At 70.0% G+C, this 20,602-nt stretch carries 16 protein-coding genes; 9 read left to right on the top strand and 7 right to left on the bottom strand.

The window, feature by feature from the left end; translation table 11 throughout:
- Positions 1 to 59: 59 nt before the first annotated feature.
- Positions 60 to 1,394: a hypothetical protein gene (locus tag ACH4F2_RS20240; RefSeq protein ID WP_398134075.1), complete on the bottom strand. Its 1,335-nt coding sequence runs from the start codon at positions 1,392 to 1,394 to the stop codon at positions 60 to 62.
- A 247-nt stretch (positions 1,395 to 1,641) separates the two neighbouring features.
- Here ACH4F2_RS20240 and ACH4F2_RS20245 point away from each other — a divergent pair, with 247 nt between their 5' ends.
- A complete protein-coding gene (locus tag ACH4F2_RS20245; RefSeq protein WP_398134076.1) occupies positions 1,642 to 2,004 on the top strand; it encodes a hypothetical protein in 363 nt (120 codons plus the stop codon).
- Between the two features lie 10 nt (positions 2,005 to 2,014).
- Here ACH4F2_RS20245 and ACH4F2_RS20250 read toward each other — a convergent pair whose 3' ends face one another.
- The 3 genes from ACH4F2_RS20250 to ACH4F2_RS20260 all read right to left on the bottom strand — a co-directional run bounded on the left by ACH4F2_RS20250 (position 2,015) and on the right by ACH4F2_RS20260 (position 3,316).
- The gene (locus ACH4F2_RS20250) at positions 2,015 to 2,674 is read right to left on the bottom strand and encodes a nucleotidyl transferase AbiEii/AbiGii toxin family protein (RefSeq protein WP_398134077.1); all 660 of its coding nucleotides are present in this window, start codon (positions 2,672 to 2,674) and stop codon (positions 2,015 to 2,017) included.
- A complete protein-coding gene (locus ACH4F2_RS20255) occupies positions 2,671 to 3,033 on the bottom strand; it encodes a hypothetical protein (RefSeq protein WP_398134078.1) in 363 nt (120 codons plus the stop codon). Before ACH4F2_RS20255 ends, ACH4F2_RS20250 begins: the two co-directional genes overlap by 4 nt.
- 154 nt (positions 3,034 to 3,187) lie before the next feature.
- Positions 3,188 to 3,316, bottom strand: a complete 129-nt coding sequence (locus tag ACH4F2_RS20260; protein ID WP_398134079.1) for a hypothetical protein — start codon at positions 3,314 to 3,316, stop codon at positions 3,188 to 3,190.
- Here ACH4F2_RS20260 and ACH4F2_RS20265 point away from each other — a divergent pair.
- The 6 genes from ACH4F2_RS20265 (at position 3,315) to ACH4F2_RS20290 (ending at position 9,383) form a co-directional block, all read left to right on the top strand.
- Positions 3,315 to 3,587, top strand: a complete 273-nt coding sequence (locus ACH4F2_RS20265; protein ID WP_398134080.1) for a hypothetical protein — start codon at positions 3,315 to 3,317, stop codon at positions 3,585 to 3,587. The two genes, ACH4F2_RS20260 and ACH4F2_RS20265, sit on opposite strands and share 2 nt — an antisense overlap.
- Before the next feature lie 155 nt (positions 3,588 to 3,742).
- A complete protein-coding gene (locus ACH4F2_RS20270) occupies positions 3,743 to 5,035 on the top strand; it encodes a helix-turn-helix domain-containing protein (protein WP_398134081.1) in 1,293 nt (430 codons plus the stop codon).
- A 13-nt stretch (positions 5,036 to 5,048) separates the two neighbouring features.
- Positions 5,049 to 5,804: a toll/interleukin-1 receptor domain-containing protein gene (locus ACH4F2_RS20275; protein ID WP_398134082.1), complete on the top strand. Its 756-nt coding sequence runs from the start codon at positions 5,049 to 5,051 to the stop codon at positions 5,802 to 5,804.
- Complete coding sequence (locus ACH4F2_RS20280) at positions 5,801 to 7,816, top strand: hypothetical protein (protein ID WP_398134083.1); 2,016 nt, start codon at positions 5,801 to 5,803, stop codon at positions 7,814 to 7,816. The genes ACH4F2_RS20275 and ACH4F2_RS20280 overlap by 4 nt, the downstream gene beginning before the upstream one ends.
- Positions 7,813 to 8,895, top strand: a complete 1,083-nt coding sequence (locus ACH4F2_RS20285; protein ID WP_398134084.1) for a hypothetical protein — start codon at positions 7,813 to 7,815, stop codon at positions 8,893 to 8,895. The genes ACH4F2_RS20280 and ACH4F2_RS20285 overlap by 4 nt, the downstream gene beginning before the upstream one ends.
- Positions 8,896 to 8,939: 44 nt before the next feature.
- The gene (locus tag ACH4F2_RS20290; protein WP_398134085.1) at positions 8,940 to 9,383 is read left to right on the top strand and encodes a hypothetical protein; all 444 of its coding nucleotides are present in this window, start codon (positions 8,940 to 8,942) and stop codon (positions 9,381 to 9,383) included.
- Positions 9,384 to 9,717: 334 nt separating this feature from the next.
- Here the strand turns inward: ACH4F2_RS20290 and ACH4F2_RS20295 are convergent, their stop codons facing one another.
- On the bottom strand, positions 9,718 to 9,996 hold the full coding sequence (locus ACH4F2_RS20295) for a DUF1998 domain-containing protein (protein WP_398134086.1): 279 nt from the start codon (positions 9,994 to 9,996) through the stop codon (positions 9,718 to 9,720).
- Between the two features lie 790 nt (positions 9,997 to 10,786).
- Between ACH4F2_RS20295 and ACH4F2_RS20300 the strand changes: the two genes are divergently transcribed.
- Positions 10,787 to 13,375, top strand: a complete 2,589-nt coding sequence (locus ACH4F2_RS20300; RefSeq protein ID WP_398134087.1) for a DUF262 domain-containing protein — start codon at positions 10,787 to 10,789, stop codon at positions 13,373 to 13,375.
- Between the two features lie 915 nt (positions 13,376 to 14,290).
- Here ACH4F2_RS20300 and ACH4F2_RS20305 read toward each other — a convergent pair.
- Positions 14,291 to 16,189, bottom strand: a complete 1,899-nt coding sequence (locus ACH4F2_RS20305) for an NAD-binding lipoprotein (protein WP_398134106.1) — start codon at positions 16,187 to 16,189, stop codon at positions 14,291 to 14,293.
- A 290-nt stretch (positions 16,190 to 16,479) separates the two neighbouring features.
- Here ACH4F2_RS20305 and ACH4F2_RS20310 point away from each other — a divergent pair, with 290 nt between their 5' ends.
- Positions 16,480 to 18,489, top strand: a complete 2,010-nt coding sequence (locus ACH4F2_RS20310) for a flavin monoamine oxidase family protein (RefSeq protein WP_398134088.1) — start codon at positions 16,480 to 16,482, stop codon at positions 18,487 to 18,489.
- A gap of 218 nt (positions 18,490 to 18,707) precedes the next feature.
- Here ACH4F2_RS20310 and ACH4F2_RS20315 read toward each other — a convergent pair whose 3' ends face one another.
- A complete protein-coding gene (locus ACH4F2_RS20315; RefSeq protein WP_398134089.1) occupies positions 18,708 to 20,423 on the bottom strand; it encodes a carbohydrate-binding module family 20 domain-containing protein in 1,716 nt (571 codons plus the stop codon).
- Between the last annotated feature and the right edge of the window lie 179 nt (positions 20,424 to 20,602).

Below are 20,602 nucleotides of genomic sequence, written 5' to 3' on the forward strand. Positions count from 1 at the left end.
ACCGCAGGGGCCTCCAAGCCCGGAAAGAGCGCTGTCGGCTCCTGAAGGCTTGCTCGACCTCACGCCCATGGGACAGGCTCGGTCTCACCGACCCACCTGTTGGTCCTGGAGAGGTCCTGGTAGGAGCCTCGGTAGCCGATCGAGCGGAGCACCAGCAGCGCGAGGTAGTGGCGGGTCAGGAGCCAGGTGTCGGTGACCAGTCCTTTGACCCCGTAGACGGGCTCTTGTGTCTCCTTGGGATGCACGAGACGGTTACGGACTCGGGTGACGACGTCGGCGCCGTCCGCCGGCCGAGTGCCGTCTACCCGCTGTCTGGCCGCATAGGCAGCGGCTGCCGGCAGACGGTCTGCGCGCACCCTCAGATCGACCCCGGACTCTGTCAGGACCATACGCAGTTTGTCATGAGCCGACCGTGCGCGGGATGTGTACTCGGCTTCCGTGAGCCGCCCGCTGAGCACGAGTTCCTGCCACATCACATGCTCCAGTCCCGCAGCTCCGCTCATGATCCGCTGCTCGACGAACCCTCGATCGACTATGGCAGTGATCGCGTACTGCATCTGCAGGCGAAGTGCCTGCCCCTTGCCGGGATCGCGGAAGGTGGGCAGGAGGCAGGCCAGCAGATCTGCCAAGGACTTCTGGTCTTCGGGGTACCACCAGCCGGAGCTGATGCGGCGCGCCGGGTCGCAGAGCATCGGGCCCCACTGGCCCCACACCGTATGCTCCTGGTCGTTCAGGCCGACGGGCAGGGCGGGGGCGACCCACCGGCCGAGCGCGAAGGACAGTCCGACGTGCAGCGCACTGAGAACCGGGGTGACCTCGGCGGCCGTGAACGTGGCTCCGTCCAGCCGACGGATCTCCATCACGTGAGTCATGACGTAGACGTCGGCCTGGCGCACATCAGAGAAGACGGCCTTGTGATCGGGGCGGACGTCGAGCGTGATCCTCCACCCGTCCGCCTCATACACACTGCGTCCGGCCGACACCAGTCGCGGCGTCCCATCAGCAGCATGAGCCCCGAGGTGGGCTGATCCACGCCACCGGGGCAGATTGAACCAGTGGGCAACAACACGGTCGAGCGGGGCGGTGGAGTCTCCGTAGGAAGTGCCGTTGGACCAGCCGCTCACAGCGTCTCTGGCGGACACCGGCAGTTCGATGCCAGGGTTGAGCAGACTCAGCTCAGTCCTGTCCATAGAGGTGGGGTCATAGTCTTCGGTACGCAACCGCCATGAGATCCCGGGCTTCGGGGAGCAGTCGTACTGGACAACCCCGGGCACCTCAGCCCCGGCCGGTCCAATGGGTCCGTCGTAGAGGGTGATCGGCTCCCCTGGCGCATTGAAGGGGTACACCGGCGCCAGGGGGTCCTCAGCCTTGAGCTCAGTTGACGAAGCAGACATGTGCCGCACTCTAGACGGGTTGCGTCCTGGGAAGTGGTGTACGGGCTCCCACCTGATCCGGGCGTTTGGCCCGGCGTCGGAGTGAGTGTCCGGATCAGGTCGAACCCGTACACCACTTTCCAGGACGCAACCGGTGGACGTCCCCGCTCCTCCGTCTCCGAGGCGGCAGCGGGCAACTTTTCAGATCCAACCTCGGCACCGCCCCGACTCGATACCGTGTCGCTCCAGTCGGCTGGAGGGGGCTCAGATGAAGTACGGAGATGCGGACTACATGGCTGCCCGGGACGCCATGGTGACGATTCTGAAGGGGTGGGCCCGAGAGGGCCGGACCAACACTTACAAGGCGCTGAGCGAGGCCGTGGCACCGGAGCACCGGGTGCACTACCACGGCCGGATGATGTCGCTTCTACTGGCAGACGTCTGCCGCCGGGACAGCACCGGTCCCGAGCCGATGCTGTCAGCGCTGGTAGTCAATGGATCCAGCCGGAAGCCTTCCGACCAATTCTTCGAGCTGGCTGTTACCGAGTTCCACCGTCGGGACCCGGACTGGGCCTGGGAGTGGGAGCGGGATGCAGTGTTTGACCGTTACCGCACCCCGGTTTCGCCGTGATGACCGCCTCTCAGGCGTTCTCGTCATGGATCCGCGCACCCAGATCCTCCGCCCACCCCAGCGCCCACGCCTTGAGTTCTTCGATCTGCCGGGAGGTGAGCCCGTACGCGGTGTAGTCCTCGTCCTCGTACCAGTCCGCGCCGATGAGCCGGTCCCGGAGGTCTTCGAGGCTGAACTCGTCGTGGGCGCGACGGCGGCCCAGGGATTCGAGGTCGGCGGTGGAGCGGTGGCGGGAGGCGGCCTGGACGTCGATGAGGTCACGGACGGTGCCGCGGTCGGCGAGGGCACGGACCTTGGTGCCGATCACGTCATCGAGGGAAAGAACGGGGCCGTAGGGGGTCTGAGCGGGTGGAGCCCAGAACGCCTCCTTGAGGACGTCGACCTCGCACTCCTCGCCGGTGTCCGGATCGGTGACGAGGAAACGGCCGCTGAGCGGATCGGTCTGGACGTGCGTGGTCCGCCATCCGCGCGCGCTGAGACCCGCTGTGAGTGAGGCGACGATCTCCTGCATCGGAGCGGGGTTCTCGGTGGCGACGTCGAGGTCGCGGCTGAAGCGTTCGACCAGGCCATGGGCCTGCACGGCGTATCCGCCGGTGAGGACCAGAGGGTAGGGGGAGCCGATGTCGAGGATGTCGGCGAGGAGACGCTCGTGGAGCGGAGTGAGCCTCACGCTGCGTCCGTGTCGGCCGGAGCGGTGCGGAGCAGCTCGGGGAAGGCGTCCTCCCAGACCTCGCGGATGTAAGGGCTGATCAAGCGCCGCAGCACGGGCCACTGCTCGGTGAGCAGCCGGTGGTGCAGGAGTGCCACCAGGTCCTCACGGAGTCCTTCGGCGAGGACGGTCCGGTAGAGCGTCATGCGGGACTTCGGACGGTCCAGGCTGTAGCTGGTCCGCCCGGACCAGACGATGTGGAGCGGCAGGTCCACGTTGCCCTCGACGGGGCCGGCCAGCTCCTGCAAGCGCTCGGGCAGTCGGCTGCGGTAGCGGTCCCGCAGTACCTCGGCGCGGGGGGCGGTGATCGTCGAGTCCATGCATCCAGTATCGCTGCTGGGAGGCGGCGGCATGGCGGAAACGGAGCTCCCCTGCCGTATGTACGGGTCGGGCGCCGCCCGCCCCTTTCTCGGACGCTCATCATGGCCTACCCGTACAACCCCAGGTGGCGTAGCAACCAGCTGCCCTGCCGACCTAGGACCAGCCCCGCTCGCGGGCGCGGGTGATCGTGGCACAGCAGGTCACGCGGAGGACCACCGCGATGGAGTCGGCTGCGGCTTCCGTCTCGGTGTCGGGAATGACGACGGTCCCGAGGAGGCCCATGGCGCCGGCGCAGTGGACGAGAGGGCACCCGGCGGGCGACGGTCAGGGCATCCCGCGGGTAGCGGGACCGGTCGGCCGCCCGCGCCGACGGCCTGATGCCCTGCTCGCGGGCCGCGGCTGCGGCCATGACAAGTACCGCCGTCTTGTGCGGGCTCTCGGCATCACACCGGTGATCGCCGAGCGTGGCGAGGACCACGGCAGTGGCCTGGACGTCATCCGGTGGGTGGTCGAGCGCACGATCGCCTCCCTTTTCGGCACGACTTCCAGATAGTCCGTTTCTCCGGTCCTCCCTGCCGCGCATGTCGCGTTCCCATGTCGGAGAAGGAAACGGGAAACAGCATCGATCGTCTTGTCCGCCCCGGCCAGACTGCCGCACGCTACGTGCAGCGCCGACTCGGCCGATGGCGGGAGGGGTTGGAGGTTTCCGTGCCACTGCCGTCCACCGGGTTTGGCGAGGAGTTGAGGAGGCGGCGTCTGGAGGCAGGGCTCAGCCTGACCGCCCTGTCCGGCTCCGTGCATTACAGCAAGGCGCAGTTGAGCAAGGTAGAGCGGGACCTGAAGGTCCCCAGCCGTGACCTCGCCCGCCTGTGCGACGCCGCCCTCGGGGCCGGCGGGGCCCTGCTGGCCCTGCTCGCACCGGAGACCACCGACCCGCCCGTCGATCCGGGGCCGGGCCATGTCCACGAGGAGGACTGGATCATGCAGTTGTCGCCGGACGGCCCGAACACCTTCCAGCCCTTAAGCCGACGGGATGCCATAGGCGCCGGTGCCGCTTCGCTGATGGCGTGGCGGTCCGACCGCGCGGGCCCGGCCTCGCCGGCCGCGGGCGCGGGAATGCTGGAAGCCTCCCGCTCGCTGTTCACCCACTACCGCAGACTCGGCCAGACGGTGGCGCCCGGTCTGCTCCTGCCTGTTCTGATCGCACAGACGCACACCCTGCGGGAACTGTCCGCCCACTGTGACAGCGGCACCCGTCGCCACCTGCTGGCCCTCGGCTCCCGGTACGCCGAATACGTCGGCTGGCTGGTGCAGGAGACCGGGGACGAGCGGGCGGCCCTGTGGTGGACGCAGCGCGCGGTCGATCTGGCGGCCGCCGGTGGCGACCGGGCACTGGCGGGTTACGCGCTGGTCCGCCGGGCCCTGATCACGCTGTACCGGGACGACGCCGAGCAGACGGTCGCTCTGGCTCGTCGCGCACAGAGCAGCGCCCTGCCACCGCGGATCCGCGGACTCGCCGCACAGCGCGAAGCCCAGGGCCACGCCCTGGCGGGTGACCACCTGACTTGTCTGGACGCGCTGGACCGCGCGCGTGCGCTTCTTTCTCTCCAGGACGAAGGGACCGACGAGCCGGTGATCGGCACCATGCACCTTCCCGATCCGGTCGGCATGGTCACCGGCTGGTGCCTGGTCGATCTCGGGCGGCCGCGCGAGGCGAGCGAGGAACTGGACCGACAACTCGCCCTGGTCGGCGGGGACGCGGTCCGCACCCAGGTCAGGTACGGCGTCCGCCGTGCACTCGCCTACGCGTCGGCCGGCGAGATCGACCACGCCTGCGACCTGGCGGCGCCCCTGCTCGACGGGGTGGAGGCCGTGGGTTCCGCCACGGTCACGACCGACCTGAGGCGGCTCGCCCGCGTCCTGGCGCGCCACGCGAACCATTCCTCCGTACGCCGGCTGGGACCGCGACTCGGCACGTTGTCGCGCCCTTCCACCATCTGAAGGAGTCACTGGCATGCCCCACGTGTTCATCAACTACCGGACCGGCGACGGCGAGCGGACCGCGGCCCTCCTCGACCAGGAGCTGTCACGTCGCTTCGGCCAGGACCGCGTCTTCCGAGCGTCCAGGTCCATCACCCCAGGGGACGCCTACCCCGAGGTTCTCCTGACCGCGTTACGCCACAGCTCCGTGCTGCTGGCCGTCGTAGGACCGGACTGGACGAACTTCCGCAGTCGGCTGCAGGATCCCGACGACTGGGTGCGCAAGGAGATCGAGGCCGCGTTCGAGTGCGGGCTCATCGTCGTTCCCGTGCTGGACGGCCGCAAGACCGACCGGCTGAGCAAAGCGGCCCTGCCCCCGGAGCTGGCGCGGCTCGCCGATCTGCAGTCCGTACCGTTCGACAGCACCCACGACACCGAGGGCGGCGTCCGGCGTATCGGTGATCTGGTCAGCGAGCTGCTTCCCGAGCTGCGGGACCTGAGCGAGCCCGGCGAGCCGTCCCCGGCGTCGGCCACCGTGCACAACTCGATCGGAGACGTGAGCGGAACGTCCGTCCAGGCGGGCGACTTCAGCGGTGACGTCGGCGGCACGATCGTGAAGAACTCCCACGGCACGGTCCACACGGGCAGCGGCAGCGTCTACAACAACTCGCGCCATGTGTCGGGCGACCGCTACATTTCGGGCACCGGGACGACGTACACCGAGGGGGACCACCACGGGGACGTCCACCAGCGGTTCGAGCCGGAGCGCCCCCAGGACGACCGCCGGTGAGCACGGAGCACACCACCCGGATCGAGAGCACGCAGGGTGTCACGCACACGGGCGACGGCCACATCTACGTCAACCTCGGCGTCGCTGCGCACGAGCCCCGAAAGCCGGTCTTCCGACAGCTTCCGGATGACCAATTGCGCTGGACGCGGAGGGTGTTGGTCACTCCGGTCAACATGGGCGGGGCTCGCATTACGCTCGAGGAGACGGGCACCGTCATCCTCGACGGTGCTCCCGGCAGCGGACGCACGGCCACGGCCCGCGTACTGTTGCGCGAACACCACCGCCCCGGCGGGGCCTTCCGCGAACTCCTGCGCGACGAGCGAGAAGAGTTGTCGCTGCGCAACCCGGCTGTCGTCGACCCGGGCGACCGGCTGCTGCTCGACCTCTCCACCGCGGAGGCCGGTCTGTGGGATGCGGCGCGGGGCGATCTGCCCGCCCTGCGCCAGACGGTGCACGAGCGGCAGGCCCATCTCGTCGTCGTCATGCCGCACGGCGGCGCCCTCGATCCCGACCTCCAGCACTACCGTGTCGAGATCGGACCGCCGGCCTTCCCCATGGAGGTTCTCAGACGCCACCTGCGCGCCCACGGCGTGCCATACGAGCAGTTCCTCCGAAACGACGTCACCGTCGACGAGTTCCTGAGCGAACGCAGACACATGCGGGAGATCGCCGACTTCGCCGACCGCATACGCCGGGCCCGCGAATCGGCCGGGCCCGGCGAGGGATTCACCGAGTGGTGCGCGGCCGCGAAACGTGCGCGCGCCGGGCGCCGCGCCGAAGTCGCCGACCGCGTCGCCGGTTTGCCCGATGCCTCCCAACGCGCCCTGATGGTCGCCGTGTCCATGCTCCACGGCGCGCACGCCGACGTCGTCCACCGGGCGGCCGCACTTCTGCTGAGCACGGTCGGGGCCCCCGAGGAGGAGACTCCGCTCCTCCAGCGCAAGGACCTCGCCCAGCGGCTGTCGGAGATCTCGGCCCGCCCCGGGCCGGACGGTCGCGTGCGGTTCACCGAGTTGGACTACGACTCCGCCGTCCGCGCCCACTTCTGGGACCACATGCCCGACCTGCGGCCGCACCTCGGCGCGTGGGCCGCGCGGGTCGTCGAGTCGAGCGACCCGCATCTCGTGCCGGACGTCCGCGACGGCCTGGTGGCCCGGCTGGCGGGTGAGTATCTGCGAACCGGGCGGCCCGACGCGCTCGCCGCGCTCGCCGATCGGTGGAGCGCACAGGGAGCGGGCAGAGCCCGGTCGGAGGCCGCGGTTCAGGCCCTCACCTGCGGTCTCGCGGACCCCGCCCATGGCAGGGACTTCCGCGAGCGGATCTACCAGTGGTGCGCGTACCGCCGGCTGACCGGTGAGTTCGCCCAGGTGCTGGTCCAGGTCTGCGCCGACGTCCTCGCGCTGGACCATCCGGATCACGCCCTGATCCGGCTGCACCATCTCGCCCGGCGTGAGCGCGGCACGGCCCATGCGCTGCAGGCCCTGTGCCACCTGGTGGCCGGCAGCCGACGGCTACGCCGAAGGCTGCTCGACCGGCTGGCACGCGGCGACCTCGCACCGACCGACCTGGCCATCTTTCTGCGCGTCAGCGATCCGGAGCCGCTCACGGACCGCTCCGTCACCACTCGCGCCCTAGTCGACGAGGACGGGGTACGACGCTCGCTGATCACGTGCTGGCGTGCCGTGCTGACCCACGCGGTGTCGCGGCCGGAAGGCCGACGCGTGGCACCACGGGCAGAGATACAGAGCTGGCTGCACTGGGCGGCAGAGGGCGCCGGTGACCGGAGGGAGATCCTCCTCGACCTGCTGGTCGCTGCCGCCGACCGATGCGGGGAGCACCGGGGCGCGGCGTTCGCCGCGTTGTACGCGTCCGCGCGCCAGGCGGAGTGCGCTTCTCCGGGCGCCGGCGCCCACTCCGCCGAGACGACCGACCTGTTGCTCCACAAGATCGGCGTGGCACAGAACCTCGGTCCTGCCGCCCCGTCGGCATCGGCCAGAGGGAGTCGATCATGACGACCACACGCAAGACGACGACCGTGTTCCTCACTGTTCTGTGCGGCCTGCTGCTGACCATCGCCGGCCTGGTGCAGCGATGGCCCGGCTGGACCTGGCCGGTGCTGGCCGCGCTTCTTCTCGTGCTGCCTGCGGTGACCTTCCGGGTGGCCTCGCAGCGCCGCGGTCCGGTGCCGGTCAGCTTCGAGGAGCAGCTCACGGCCGCCCCGGTGGAGCGGACCGAGTACCGCGTCAACCGAGTCGCGCTCCCGAGCCTCTGGGACGACTACCACTTCGTCTTCTCGGCGACCGTGCGGTGGTGCTCCGCCGACGGTCCGGGACGTGGGACGGTCGTCAACCCGGCCGGCCTCGCCGTCGACGCGGTCCTCAGCCGGGCCCGCGCGATCGCCGAGAAGCGGGAGCCCGGCCATGCCTCGCTCCTTCAGCACGAACTCGGCGGCGCTCTCAGCCGCATGTGCCCGGATTCCACGGGCCACCTCCGGGCGATGGCGGAGGACATCAGCCTCACGTTGCCCGACGAGGACCAGGAACGTCTCGACCGGCTCGCCGACGTGCGCAAGGACGAGGCGGTCTGGGAGCACCAGCGCAAGTACGAGCAGAGCAAGCGCCGGTATCTGGGCGAGGACGTCCTCAAGGACACCGGCAGCGCCGTCGTGTGGTGGCTCACCAAGAACGACGAGCACGTGGCGAAGACCGTGGCCGACCTCCCCTTGCTGGCACAGCTGACCTCCGCTGCCAACGACACCGACATCCCCGAGCGCCTGCTCGAGATGCTGCCGAACCGGCCGGGAGGACCCGGGACGCCGGACATCGACACGGGGTCTGCCGATTTCCCGGCCCGTGAGCCCTCGGCTGCGGACCACCTGTCGGGGTTCTTCGAGGCCATGGGCTTCACGGAGGACGACGACCGGCGGGCGATGCTGGCCCGACAGTTCTCGCAGCTCGTCGAGCAGCACAACCGCCACGAGACAGCGGAGGACCTCCTACGCCGATTCGATCCGCCGAGGCCTCCCGTCCCCGGGACCGGAGCGGAACCGGCCCTCGACCACGACCCCGGCTCACCGGCCGAGACAGCCTGACCGCCGACCGGGACATTTCATCCCTGCGCATCCAGGAGGACGCGATGGACGCCGAACTGGCCGCGATGGCGGCATCGGGAGCCACCACCCTGGTCTCCCTCATGGTCACTGATTCCTGGACTCACGCCCGCGCACTGATGGGCCGGTTCCTGGCACGTGCGGGCACGGACACCACCACGATCACCGGCCTGGACGACGCGCGTGCGCGGCTGCTCCTCACCGGCACTGCGGCGGACGAGCGCGCCACGTCCGGCATCGTGGCCGAGTGGCAGACCCGTCTCTGCGGGCTGGTGGAAACCGGGGTGCTCACCGGCGAGGACCTGAGTGCTCTAGGAGCGTCGCTGCGCCGACTGGCGGATGCCGCAGCGGGCCGCCCGGCAACGGTGCACAACACCGTCTCCGGCGGCACCCAGCATGGCCCGATCGTCCAGGCCGGCACCGTCACCGGCCTGGCCTTCCCGCCGGATCCGTCCCCGCTCCGGGAATAGTCGCAGGGCAGGGCAGCAGGCCCCCTGCCGCGGTGCAGGTCAGCAAGCCGGAAACCGTCCGGCCTGATGCTGACCGTTTGCTGACCTGTAGGCGGCGATCAGGACTCTGACCTGCGGAAACACCCAAACGCTAGATCTTGGACTTGAACATGGTGCGCAGCATGGAGAAACTCCCGATCTGTCTGCTCCCTGCCTGCTCCTTGCAGGTCAAGGGCGGTCTCCGCAGAGTACAACCAATCGCATGTCCGGTCAGCTGTCGCCAGGTTCCAGGACTGACACCGACCCGTTGCCGACTTCCCCGATGAATGATCAGGTCAGGACCGGGTTGCTCCACTCACTCGGTTCCGACCACAAGAGGAGGGCGCAAGGCAAGCGCCTGCCTGCCATTCAGCTCGTGCTTCTGCCCGCCAGGGCATCGAGCCGGGCCGCACTCGCATCCGCCCACGCGTGCAAGTGCGTCCTCGACGACCGGTTCGAGGTACTCACCGATCCGGAAGGCCAGCAGCGAGGGCATACCGTCGGCTCCTGTGTGGACTGTGCCGTCGATGTCGTCCCGGCTGATCTCCAGGTGGGTGGCCGCGCCTTCCAGCAGTGCGTAGAGACCGGAACGCAAGGTTTCCTGCGTCGCGCTGAGTGCGGTGAGCGGGTCGAGGTGGATCCGGAGGAAGTCCGTCTGGTACCGGTGGGCGACGATCCGCAGTGCACCGGTGCACTGCGCGTCCTTCAGCAGACGGGGGTATCCGGGGCGCCGCGCGGGCGTGCGGGCGGCCCCAGCCGCACCAGTCGCAGATCTCGTACCCAGCCCCGCCCGCTCCCTCCGAGACGACGACCATCTCTCCCCGGGCGCCCGCCGACCAGGCCGTGGTGTGTCCGGAGGTGAGAACGGTGGTCCCCTCGTGAACGTCCGCGGTGCCGGTGGACATGTGGACGTCGCCGTACCGGGAGCGGCGCGGTGGGGGCTGCCCCGGTCGGCGCTGTGGTCCGCGTGCGGTGACGAAGCCGTAGACCGACTCGATGTAGCGGCGCGGTGCTGCGGTGGAGGTCGACCCGCAGGCGGTGCAGACGGGGTCGACCTGCTCGGTGGCCTCGCGGTAGGGGCCGCAGACGCCGCACACGGTGTAGTGGCGGCTGACCAGGTCGCGGTCAGGCAGGCGGCAGACCCCGGCGGACGCCCACAGGCGGCCGCCCGCCACGATCTCGGCTCCCGGCGCGTACTCGTGGACGGCGGCGCTGAGGTCGCTGGTGAGTGCGAGCTGGCCCGCCCCTACCTGGTTCGCGGACTGCGGTGTGACCGCATCCGTCACAGTTTCGCAGTTCTGGGCTTCCCCGGTACGAAGGCCAGGCGGGCCTGGTGTAATCGGCGGCGAACGACCGAGGATCAGAGGAGCAAGGGGGGCCGTCATATGCAGGCCAAGGAAACGCTGTTCGCCGATCTCGTGCAGGGCCGGGCCCAGCAGTTCCAAGTTCCGCTCTACCAGCGGACGTACTCCTGGACCGAAAAGCACCTCAAGCAGCTCTGGAGCGACGTCCTGGAACAGGCCGGGCTGATCGATTCGTCCGAAGAGAAGGGGAGCACGCACTTCCTCGGTTCGGTGGTGCTCGCACCGTCACCGCAGAACGACGCGACGTTCCCCCGCTGGCTCGTCGTCGACGGTCAGCAACGGCTGACCACACTGTCCCTGGCCCTGGCTGCAATCCGCGATCACGTCGCGGACACCGCGCCGGTCGAGGCCCAGCGCATCGACGAGCAGTACCTGATCAACAAGTGGAAGAGCGGCGACGACCACCTCCGTCTGCTGCCGACGCAGGCGGACCGGACGCAGTTCACCGCCCACATCCGCGGCCCCCTCACCGATCAGGACACCAGCAGCGGCGTCGCCACCGCCTACGCCTTCTTCCGCAAGAAGCTGGTCGAGGCGGACGATCCGGCGGCCCCGCAGGACGTGTTCCGCATCGAGCAGGCGATCACCTCCCGGCTCGCGCTGGTGGCGGTGACCGCCGAGCGCGGTGACAACGTCCACCGCATCTTCGAGTCCCTCAACAACACCGGCCTCAAGCTGAGCCAGGCCGACCTGCTGCGCAACTACCTCTTCATGAAGCTCCGAACGCGCGGCGAGCACGTCTACGAGACCTACTGGCTCCCCCTGCAGAAGAGCCTGAGCAACGACGAGCTGGAACAGCTCATGTGGCTGCAACTCGTACTCGACGGAGATGACCGGGTCCGCCGCCAAGACCTCTATGCCGCCCAGCAGAGGCGTTTCGAGAACACGAAAGCCGGCGACGCGGAGATCGAGGCGTACATCAAGGAACTGCACCGTCGCAGCGCCCACTTCCGCCGGCTGCTGCACCCCGAGGAGGAGCCCGACCCCGCGGTCGGGGACGCGCTCCGCCGCCTGGACGCGTGGCAGGCTGCCGTCACCTACCCCGCCCTGATGCTGCTGTTCGACCGGCGCGAGCGCGGAGAGCTGGACTCCGCCGGGACCGCCCGTGCTCTGGCGTACATCGAGAGCTTCCTCGTCCGCCGGATGATCTGCCGGGTCCCGACCAACAACCTCAACCGGATCTTCCAGGCCGTGCCCGGACAACTCCCGCTCGACGTGCCCGTCACCGAGGGGCTGCACCGGCTCCTCTCCTCCGAGAACCGTTTCTGGCCCGACGACGGCGAACTGCGCGAGAAGATCCGGACCGCGCCGTTCTACCAGTACGGCCGGTGGCAGCAGCGCAAGCAGGTGCTGCAACGGCTGGAGGAGAGCTACGGGCATCCCGAACCGGTCGACTTCGCCGCGGCGCAGCTCACCGTCGAGCACGTCATGCCGCAGTCGCCCGGCGACGAGTGGCTGCGCGCCCTGGGCGAGGAGGCCGACGAGGGAGAGACCGCGGAGGAACTGCACGCCCGGTTCCAGCACACCCTCGGCAACCTGACGCTCACCGCGGTCAACGCGGAGTTGTCCAACCATCCCTTCGAGCGCAAGCAGGACCTGCTGCGGGGCAGCCACTTGGAGATGAACCGCCGCGTCGCCGCCACCGAGCGCTGGGGCGTGCGCGAGATCCTGGCTCGCGCCGACGAACTCGCCGATCGTGCCATCGCGTTGTGGCCGGCCCCGCTGCGCGGAGTCGGCCGCGCGGAGCGCAACCGCGACTGGCAGCTCGCCCACCAGGTCCTCGCCGCACTCCCCCACGGCACCTGGACCTCGTACGGCGACCTCGCCGCGTTCCTCGGCTCCGGCGCCCAGGCCGTGGGCAACCACCTGGCCAACACCCCCGGAGTGATCAACGCGTACCGTGTCCTCACTTCCGAGGGCAAGGTCTCCGACGGCTTCCGGTGGGCGACGCCCCAGGAGGCGGGAAGCGACGACGTACGCGCTCGGCTGACCGCCGACGGCGTCCGCTTCACGGCCACCGGTGCCGCCGACCCGGCCCAGCGGCTCACCGCCGACGACCTCTCCGCTCTGCTCGCCGGCACGGACGACGACGACCGGGTGGACGGCGAGGACACCGCTCAGGACGGAACCGCGGGAGCGCCGGGTGAGGAGACCCGCGCCGAACGGTTCTTCCGCCAGCTCGCCGCCGACGACTCCCCCGAGACGGTCGAAGCGGTCCACGCGCTCTTCGCCCGCTGGGAGTCACTGGGCGGCTGGATCGGCCACGGCGCCGGGCACGTCACCACGAGCGCGTACCTCATGCTCGGCGAGGCGGGCGGCCCCGGGCGCGGCATCTGGCCGATGACGGTCTACCCCGGTGCCGGGCGCGGGGGTACGGCGGAGGTGGTGTTCCAGTACATGGCCGCACGGGAGCCGTTCACCGACCGCGCGCTGCGCGCCGGACTCCTGACCCGCCTCAACGCCCTGGACGGCGTCGACATCCCGGAGGGCAAGCTGGAGCTGCGCCCCAACATCCGGCTGTCCCTGCTGGAGAAGGAGCGCAACCGGGAGCTGCTCTTCGAGACGCTGACGTGGTTCCGGGACCGCTGGGAGAGCCGGGACTCGTCCTGAGCGGTGCCCGCCGGGCGCACTCCGCCCACACCGTCCTGCCGCGCGGCGGGTACGACTCACACCCCAGGCGTCGGCGAGTGAGGCGGCGAGAAGCAGGCCGCGCCCGGACTCGCCGTCGGCGCAGGCCTCGGCCTCCTGGGGCGGCACGGGCAGACGTTCACCCGCGTTGGTCCGGGCCCGTCGCACCGTCCGGCTCGGCGCCTGATCCGAGTCCCGACGCCGCCGCACGGCCCTGTCCCCGCCCCGTGCCCCACGGGGTTCCCTCGGGCACCAGCTCTGGTGGCTGCTGGACGGGCCGGTCCCTGGGCGCACACGGGCATCGCCCTCACCCCCGGTCGGCCGTGTTCTGGGCGGCGCAATCGGTGACGCTCACGTCGTGGGCGATGGCCGACCGGCGCGGGTGGAACAGCGGGAGCCGGACTCGAAGGGCGGCCGTGCGACGGGAGTCCGACGCCCGCGCGATGACGCACCGGCCGTCGGGCCGATCGTCCGGGGTGCCGAGGTCCAGGGTCGTTCCGCGGGGCTTACCAGCCTCTCCTGGGAGTCGGGCACCAGCCTGTCGGTCTCGGTCCGCTTGCCCTCGGTGGGTGGCGTATATCTCGGCGGAGTGCTCACCGCTCGGCGCCGGTCCCGATGAGTGAAGACGTAGCCGTTGACGGTCAGGCTGCCGTCGGCGGGGTCGCGTTCCTTGGTTCCCGGGAGAGGGGAGCGGCGTTCCGCGTTCACCGCGAGGAACGCGGTGACCAGGCACCGCCGCGTTTCACTGACCCTTTGCTGACCGCAGCGGCCGGTCATTCACACGTCCGTCAGCTGTCGTCACGTGTCTCGTGTCTCGTGTCTCATGCCTCACACCGGTCTGTCACTGACCTGGCATTGATCTGTCGCTGGTGCTCCCCGCCATGCGAAGCCATCCCCTCAGTCCCCGCCGATGACGACCACGTCGTCCTCGGCCGTCCAGCGGCGCCGCTCGTCCTTGGGCGGGTTGATCCGCATGCCGTAGCCGGGGCTCGTGGTCGAGTCGTCGTGGCTTCGGTAGCCGATGGCGCATTCGCCTCGACGGCGTGCCGCGGCGACGACTGTGGCGAAGGGCGTCTCAGTCCCCGGCAGGACGTAGTCGGTGGCCGGCCGCAGGCGGACTCCGGTGCCGTCGGCGGAGAACAGTTCCTCGAACACCGCTGCCAGGTGCCGGTTCTGGGAGATCTGTGCCAGGAGCAGGCCGATGAGCTTGCCACTGATGATCACGTCGGCTCCGGGGCTGATGGGAGCCAGCGCACGGTTTCGGTCGTCGATCAGTTCGGTGACAACCGGCAGTTCGCGCCCGGTGGCCTCCTCCAGTTGACGCAGAAGCAGGAGGGTGACGAGCGTGCGGTTGTCGGGGTCGTCCGGTGGCCGGCCGGGAGCGGGGTCCCGGCCGAGCACGATCACGCTGTCGTAGGAGTGCACGTCCAGGCGGCGCAGGGTCTCGGGGCGGGTGACGTCCCCGTGGTGCAGTGTCACGCTCAGGTCGGTGCCGCTGTCCGTGTCGGCCTCGTTCACCTGCCGGACTGTCGTTTCGCCATGGTCCGTCACCACGTCGACGACTGATCCGGGCCTGGCGCGGCGGCGCAGCTGGTCGACTATGAGCGGCGCTCGGCGGTTCCAGCCCAGCAGGAGGACCCGCTCCGCCCGCGCGGGCGTCGTGGGGCCGGATGCCATCGCCGGTTCCTCGACCAGTTGCGCGCAGTCGTCCAGCCAGGTCGTGTCGTCGTCACGGGAGATGACGACGAGCAGGTCGTCCGGGGCGATGGGCGTCTGGGGCGGCGGGTTGAGCAGGGGGGTGTCTCCTCGCATGATCCCGACGACGCTCGACGTCCGGTAGGACAGCAGCGCCTCGCCGAACGGGCGGCCGGTCAGAGCGGGCTCGGTGATCAGGTAGAACTCGTCGCCCGCGAAGTCGAGGAGTTCCTGGTGGACGAGGGAGAGCCCGGGGCGGCGGGCGGCCTGGACGATCAGCCGGGCGGTGATGGTGTCGCTCTCCAGGACGACGCCGCCCGGTCCGGCGGCGAGGCAGGCGGCCAGGCGGTACCGGTCGTCCCGGACGGCGGCGACGACGGGCGGACGGTTCTTCTCCCCGGCCAGGGCCGCCCTGAGCGCCAGCAGGGTCTTGACCACCTCGGCGTCGGCGTCGGGCTCGTCGTGGGGCAGGATCAGCACGACACCGGCCGTGGCAGGGCTGGCCAGAGGGAGCACGGCCGGGTCGGTGATGGGGCCGCTGCGGCAGATCAGCCGCGTACGGCCGGCAGGGCCCACCTTTGTGCTCAGGGCCTCCTCCATGAGGGTCTTGTCCCGGTCGGCCAGCACCGCCACCGCGGCGCGCCGCTGGTTGGCGTTGGCGGCCACCAGCTCGCTCACCACCGTGAAGACCTGCTCGGACCATCCCAGCACTACGGCGTGCCCCTGTTCGAGCACGGTGGAGCGGCCCCGCCGCAATGCGGTGAGCCGCTCCGTGAGTGCCGTCGTGATCAGGCCGACGAGGGCCGAGACGTACAGCAGAGTGACCAGTGCGAGCAGCACCGACAGCAGCACCCGCAGCGGCGTACCCGTCGCACCGCCCAGCCTCAGTGTCTCCCCGGTGAGGTGCCACACCTGCGCCAGCCGGTCCGCCGGGGACGACGGCGCGTCGGGGTCGGTCCACACCATTACCGCACTGGCCGGGACGACGACGGCCAGGCACAGCAGCGCCATCCAGCCGACGAGGACGGCGGCACCGCGGGCCAGTGTGCTGTCGAACCAGTAACGGATCCTGTCACCGAACGGAGTGCGCCGCTGCGCCATCCTTCCCCCCTCCATCGCCTCGCACTCCCGCACGGCCGTGCCGGCGCCGCGTACGGCGATGCGCCGCGCGGGCCCACCGCCGAGCAGGGAGTGGATACGCATGTCGCAGTGTGGGCGATCGATCACCGCGGCGGACGGAGTTCGCGCCGCGTTCATCCCTTCGGGGTCCCGCAACCGTTCGCGTCGGCGGACCTGCTGTGACGTCAGGGTTCGCCGCCGCTTAGCTCCTTCGAGTCAACGGCGGAGCGAAGGGCGGGCGCCCGGGCACTGCCGCCGGTACAAAGGCCGCCATGAATGAAGATCACGCGGTGGTGCGTGCAGATGACGGTTTCTCCCGGAGGAGCTTCGCGGCGGCGGCAGCGGTCGGCACGGCCGCGGTGGCCACGGCGGCCACAGCCCTGACCGGCGGTGTCGCCACGGCTGCGCCCGCGCCGGCCGCCCCGAACGACAGCCGTGAGACCGGCTCCGGCCGGAGCCTCGCCGTCGCTCGCGCACTCCTTGTACTGGACTCCGACGACCGCCCCCTCGTCCCGCGTTACCGGAGCGTCCTCGAGAAGGGGCTGCCGGTTCAGCGACGGACTCTGCCCAAGAACGTCCTGGTCATCGGTGCCGGCCCGGCCGGTCTTGTGGCCGCCTGGCTGCTGAAGAGGGCAGGTCACCGGGTGACCGTGCTGGAGGCCAACGGCAACCGGGCGGGCGGACGCATCAAGACCTTCCGCAGCGGTGGCCACGAGCGGGCCGAGCAGCCCTTCGCCGACCCCCGCCAGTACGCCGAAGCGGGTGCGATGCGCATCCCGGGCAGCCACCCCCTGGTGATGGAGCTGATCGACCAGTTCGGCCTGAAGAAGCGGCGCTTCCACTACGTCGACGTCGACGCTGAGGGACGTCCCGCCAACCGCACCTGGATCCACGTCAACGGCATCCGTGTGCGGCGCGCCGATTACGCCCGCGCGCCCCGGCGCGTGAACCGGTCGTTCGGCGTTCCCAAGGCCCACTGGGACACTCCTGCCGCCGCCATCCTGCGCTCCGCGCTGGACCCGGTGCGCGACGAGTTCAGTTACGTCGACCGCGACGGCAAGCGGGTCGACAAGCCGCTCCCGGAGCGGCTGAAGGGCTGGGCGCGCGTGGTGGAGCGGTTCGGTGACTGGTCGATGTTCCGCTTCCTCACCGAGCACGCCGACCTCGACGAACGGACCATCGACCTGATCGGCACTCTGGAGAACCTCACCTCACGCCTCCCGCTGTCCTTCATCCACAGCTTCATCGGTTCCTCCCTCATCAGCCCCGACACGCCCTTCTACGAGCTGGAGGGCGGTACGGCCGTACTGCCGGACGCCCTGCTGGAACGCGTACGCAAGGAGGTGCGGTTCGACCGCCGGGTCACGCGTATCCAGTACCACCATCCCGACCGCCCCGCCCCGGACGCCGAGCACGTCCGGAGCAAGGGTCCGCACGTGTGGGTGGACACCGTGTCGGAGGGACGCGACGGCCCCGTCGTACGCGAGCAGTTCACCGCGGACGTCGCCGTGGTCACGGTGCCGTTCTCCGGACTGCGCCACGTACAGGTCGACCCGCCCATGTCGTACGGCAAGCGCCGGGCGGTCTGCGAACTGCACTACGACTGCGCGACCAAGGTGCTGCTGGAGTTCAGCCGCCGCTGGTGGGAGTTCGACGAGGCCGACTGGAAGCGGGAGTTGCGCGCCATCGACCCGGGTCTGTACGACGCCTACCGCACCGGCCGCGCCGCCGCGGACGGCAGCCTGCTCGGGGCGCATCCCTCCGTACCCGACGGGCACATCACAGCGGGTCAGCGCACCCACTACGCCGCCAACCGCGCGGTCGCGCGGGATCAGCCGGAGGCCGCCGACGTCGTGGGGGGCGGCTCGGTGTCGGACAACGCCAACCGGTTCATGTTCAACCCCTCCCATCCGGTCGCGGGCAGCGCGGGGGGTGTGGTCCTGGCCTCCTACAGCTGGGCGGACGACGCGCTGCGCTGGGACTCCCTGGACGACGAGGCACGGTACCCGCACGCCCTGTGCGGCCTCCAGCAGGTCTACGGCCAGCGCATCGAGGTCTTCTACACCGGCGCGGGCCGTACGCAGAGCTGGCTGCGCGACCCCTACGCCTACGGGGAGGCGTCCGTGCTTCTGCCCGGACAGCACACGGAGCTGCTGCCGTCCATCCCGGTGGCCGAGGGGCCCCTGCACTTCGCCGGTGACCACACGTCCGTCAAGCCGGCGTGGATCGAGGGAGCGCTGGAGTCCGCCGTGCGTACCGCCTTGGAGATCCACACCGCTTGAGCCGCTGGTCCGCTCGGTGACGAGGCAGCCGACAGGTCCCGGCGTACCGGCGTCGGGGCCGTCGGTTCTCATACCCTCGGATCGTGCTGTTCGGCGGCTGGGCACCAGGGGATGTCCGGCTCGGTGCGGCCGGCGCCGGGCGGTGCGGGTGACCGGGCCGGCCGTCGTGGCCGTCACCGCGGAAGGGCGCGGGGACGGCCACCGGCGTGACGGCGGGGTCAGCCGCGCCAGGTGTCGTTGAGGCTGATCTTGGTGGACGTGGTGGTGGCGGTGCGGTTGGCGCCGCTCTCCCAGGTCACGTTCCCTGCCTGGTCCTTGCGGATGTACTTGTACTCGAAGGACGTACCCGCGGGGACGTCGACGTCCAGTTTCCACACCGGGTAGGTGGCCGGGTCTAGCTTGAGGGCGCTGCCCGGGTTCCAGTTGCCGAGTTCCGGCCTGTTGCCGGTCACGTAGATGTTCTGGCCCAGGCTGGTGGTGGCGTTGACGGCGAAGGACACGCCGGAGGTCACCGGGTCGGGGTCGGATCCGCCGTCGCAGGTACGGGCGTTGACGTGGAGGGCCACGGCCGTGTGGGCACCGAGGGTGGCGGTGAAGCGGCCGGACCCGTCGACGGTGACGCCCTTGCCGGACTGGACGTCGCAGTAGTCGCCGGCGGGCAGCGACGTCTGGAAGGTACGGGTCAGCGAGGAGCCCTCGTGGTTGATGGCGACGTACGCCTTGGAACCGCGTCCGAAGGCGATCTGGTCGCCGCCGTTGTCCCACCAGTCGGTCACCGCCTGGCCGCGGGCGGTGTTGCGGAAGCCGACCATGGAGGAGATCTCGCGCCAGGCGTGCTGGCACTTCCAGCCGTCGCTGTAGCAGGCGTTCACCTGGCCGCCGCTCGGCGGGCCCGCGTCGCGGTCGGTGAACTCGTAGCCGGAATGGACGTCGGGGTTGCCGTACGGCCAGGCCAGCATGAAGACGTTGGCCAGGGTGTAGTTGGCGCCGTCCTTGTAGCTGAGGGTCTCGCCGTTGCGCTCGGTGTCGTGGTTGGCGACGAAGACGTTGGACTTGCCCGAGGACATGTAGCCCCAGGCTTCGCCGAAGTTCTTCAGGTACGCGAGGTTCTCGCCGTTGAAGACGCGCTTGAGGTCGCGGCCGTAGCGGAACTCCTGGACGTCGCCGCTGCCCAGGTACTCGGCCGGGGAGACCGCCTCGCCGGCGCCGTGGATCGCCTCGTGCTTCCAGTACACGTTCGGGTTGCTGAGCCGGGACTTGATGGCGGCCAGGTCCCCGGCGGCCATGTGCTTGGCCGCGTCGATCCGGAAGCCGTCGACGCCGAGGGACAGCAGGTCGTTGAGGTAGTCGGCGATCTTGCCCCGTACGTAGTCCTCGCCGGTGTCGAGGTCCGCGAGCCCGACCAGTTCGCACTCCTGGACGTTGAAGCGGTTGCGGTAGTCGTTGATCTCCGACGTGCAGTTGTCGAGATCGGGCGCCGAGTAGATGCCCGGGTAGTTGTACTTGGTGTACGACGAGCCGCCGGTTCCGGTGCCGTTCCCGGACGACATGTGGTTGATGACCGAGTCGGCGATGACCTTCACACCCGCCGCGTGACACGTGTCGACCATGCTCTTGAACTGCCCGCGGTCGCCGAGGCGGCCCGCGATCCTATAGCTCACCGGCTGGTAGGAGGTCCACCACTGTCCGCCCTGGATGTGCTCCTGCGGCGGGGAGACCTGGACGAAGCCGTAGCCGGCCGGGCCGAGAGTGTCGGTACAGGCCTTGGCGACCGAGCTGAACTTCCACTCGAACATCACCGCGGTGACGTCCTTGTCTCCGGGCGGGGAAGCCTGCGCCGGTGCCGCGGTGGCGAGGAGGCTGCCGGCCACGCCGGCGGTGAGTACGAGTGCTGCGGCGGTCGTTCTGCGCGCTCTGCTGGTGCTCCTGTGCATGGAGTCTCCCGTGTGAGGATGCGGGCGAGTGTCCCGGGTACCGGCCGACGGTTGTCTGGGGAGTCGGCACACCCTTGAAAGTCATTACTGAAAGATGACTGCAAGGTGTTGCGGTCGTGACCGTAAGGGCACGGCTCCGCATCGGTCAACACCTCGGACGAGCCGTCCCGTCGCCCAAC

It is taken from the genome of Streptomyces sp. NPDC017890 (assembly GCF_044328675.1).
Lineage (GTDB): Bacteria > Actinomycetota > Actinomycetes > Streptomycetales > Streptomycetaceae > Streptomyces.

Bases quoted from the DNA above. Each gene is read 5' to 3' on its own strand.
- ACH4F2_RS20240 (WP_398134075.1), bottom strand. From the start codon at position 1,394: ATGTCTGCTTCGTCAACTGAGCTCAAGGCTGAGGACCCCCTGGCGCCG.
- ACH4F2_RS20245 (WP_398134076.1), top strand. From the start codon at position 1,642: ATGAAGTACGGAGATGCGGACTACATGGCTGCCCGGGACGCCATGGTG.
- ACH4F2_RS20255 (WP_398134078.1), bottom strand. From the start codon at position 3,033: ATGGACTCGACGATCACCGCCCCCCGCGCCGAGGTACTGCGGGACCGC.
- ACH4F2_RS20265 (WP_398134080.1), top strand. From the start codon at position 3,315: ATGGCGCCGGCGCAGTGGACGAGAGGGCACCCGGCGGGCGACGGTCAG.
- ACH4F2_RS20260 (WP_398134079.1), bottom strand. From the start codon at position 3,316: ATGGGCCTCCTCGGGACCGTCGTCATTCCCGACACCGAGACGGAAGCC.
- ACH4F2_RS20275 (WP_398134082.1), top strand. From the start codon at position 5,049: ATGCCCCACGTGTTCATCAACTACCGGACCGGCGACGGCGAGCGGACC.
- ACH4F2_RS20285 (WP_398134084.1), top strand. From the start codon at position 7,813: ATGACGACCACACGCAAGACGACGACCGTGTTCCTCACTGTTCTGTGC.
- ACH4F2_RS20290 (WP_398134085.1), top strand. From the start codon at position 8,940: ATGGACGCCGAACTGGCCGCGATGGCGGCATCGGGAGCCACCACCCTG.
- ACH4F2_RS20300 (WP_398134087.1), top strand. From the start codon at position 10,787: ATGCAGGCCAAGGAAACGCTGTTCGCCGATCTCGTGCAGGGCCGGGCC.
- ACH4F2_RS20305 (WP_398134106.1), bottom strand. From the start codon at position 16,189: ATGGCGCAGCGGCGCACTCCGTTCGGTGACAGGATCCGTTACTGGTTC.
- ACH4F2_RS20310 (WP_398134088.1), top strand. From the start codon at position 16,480: ATGAATGAAGATCACGCGGTGGTGCGTGCAGATGACGGTTTCTCCCGG.
- ACH4F2_RS20315 (WP_398134089.1), bottom strand. From the start codon at position 20,423: ATGCACAGGAGCACCAGCAGAGCGCGCAGAACGACCGCCGCAGCACTC.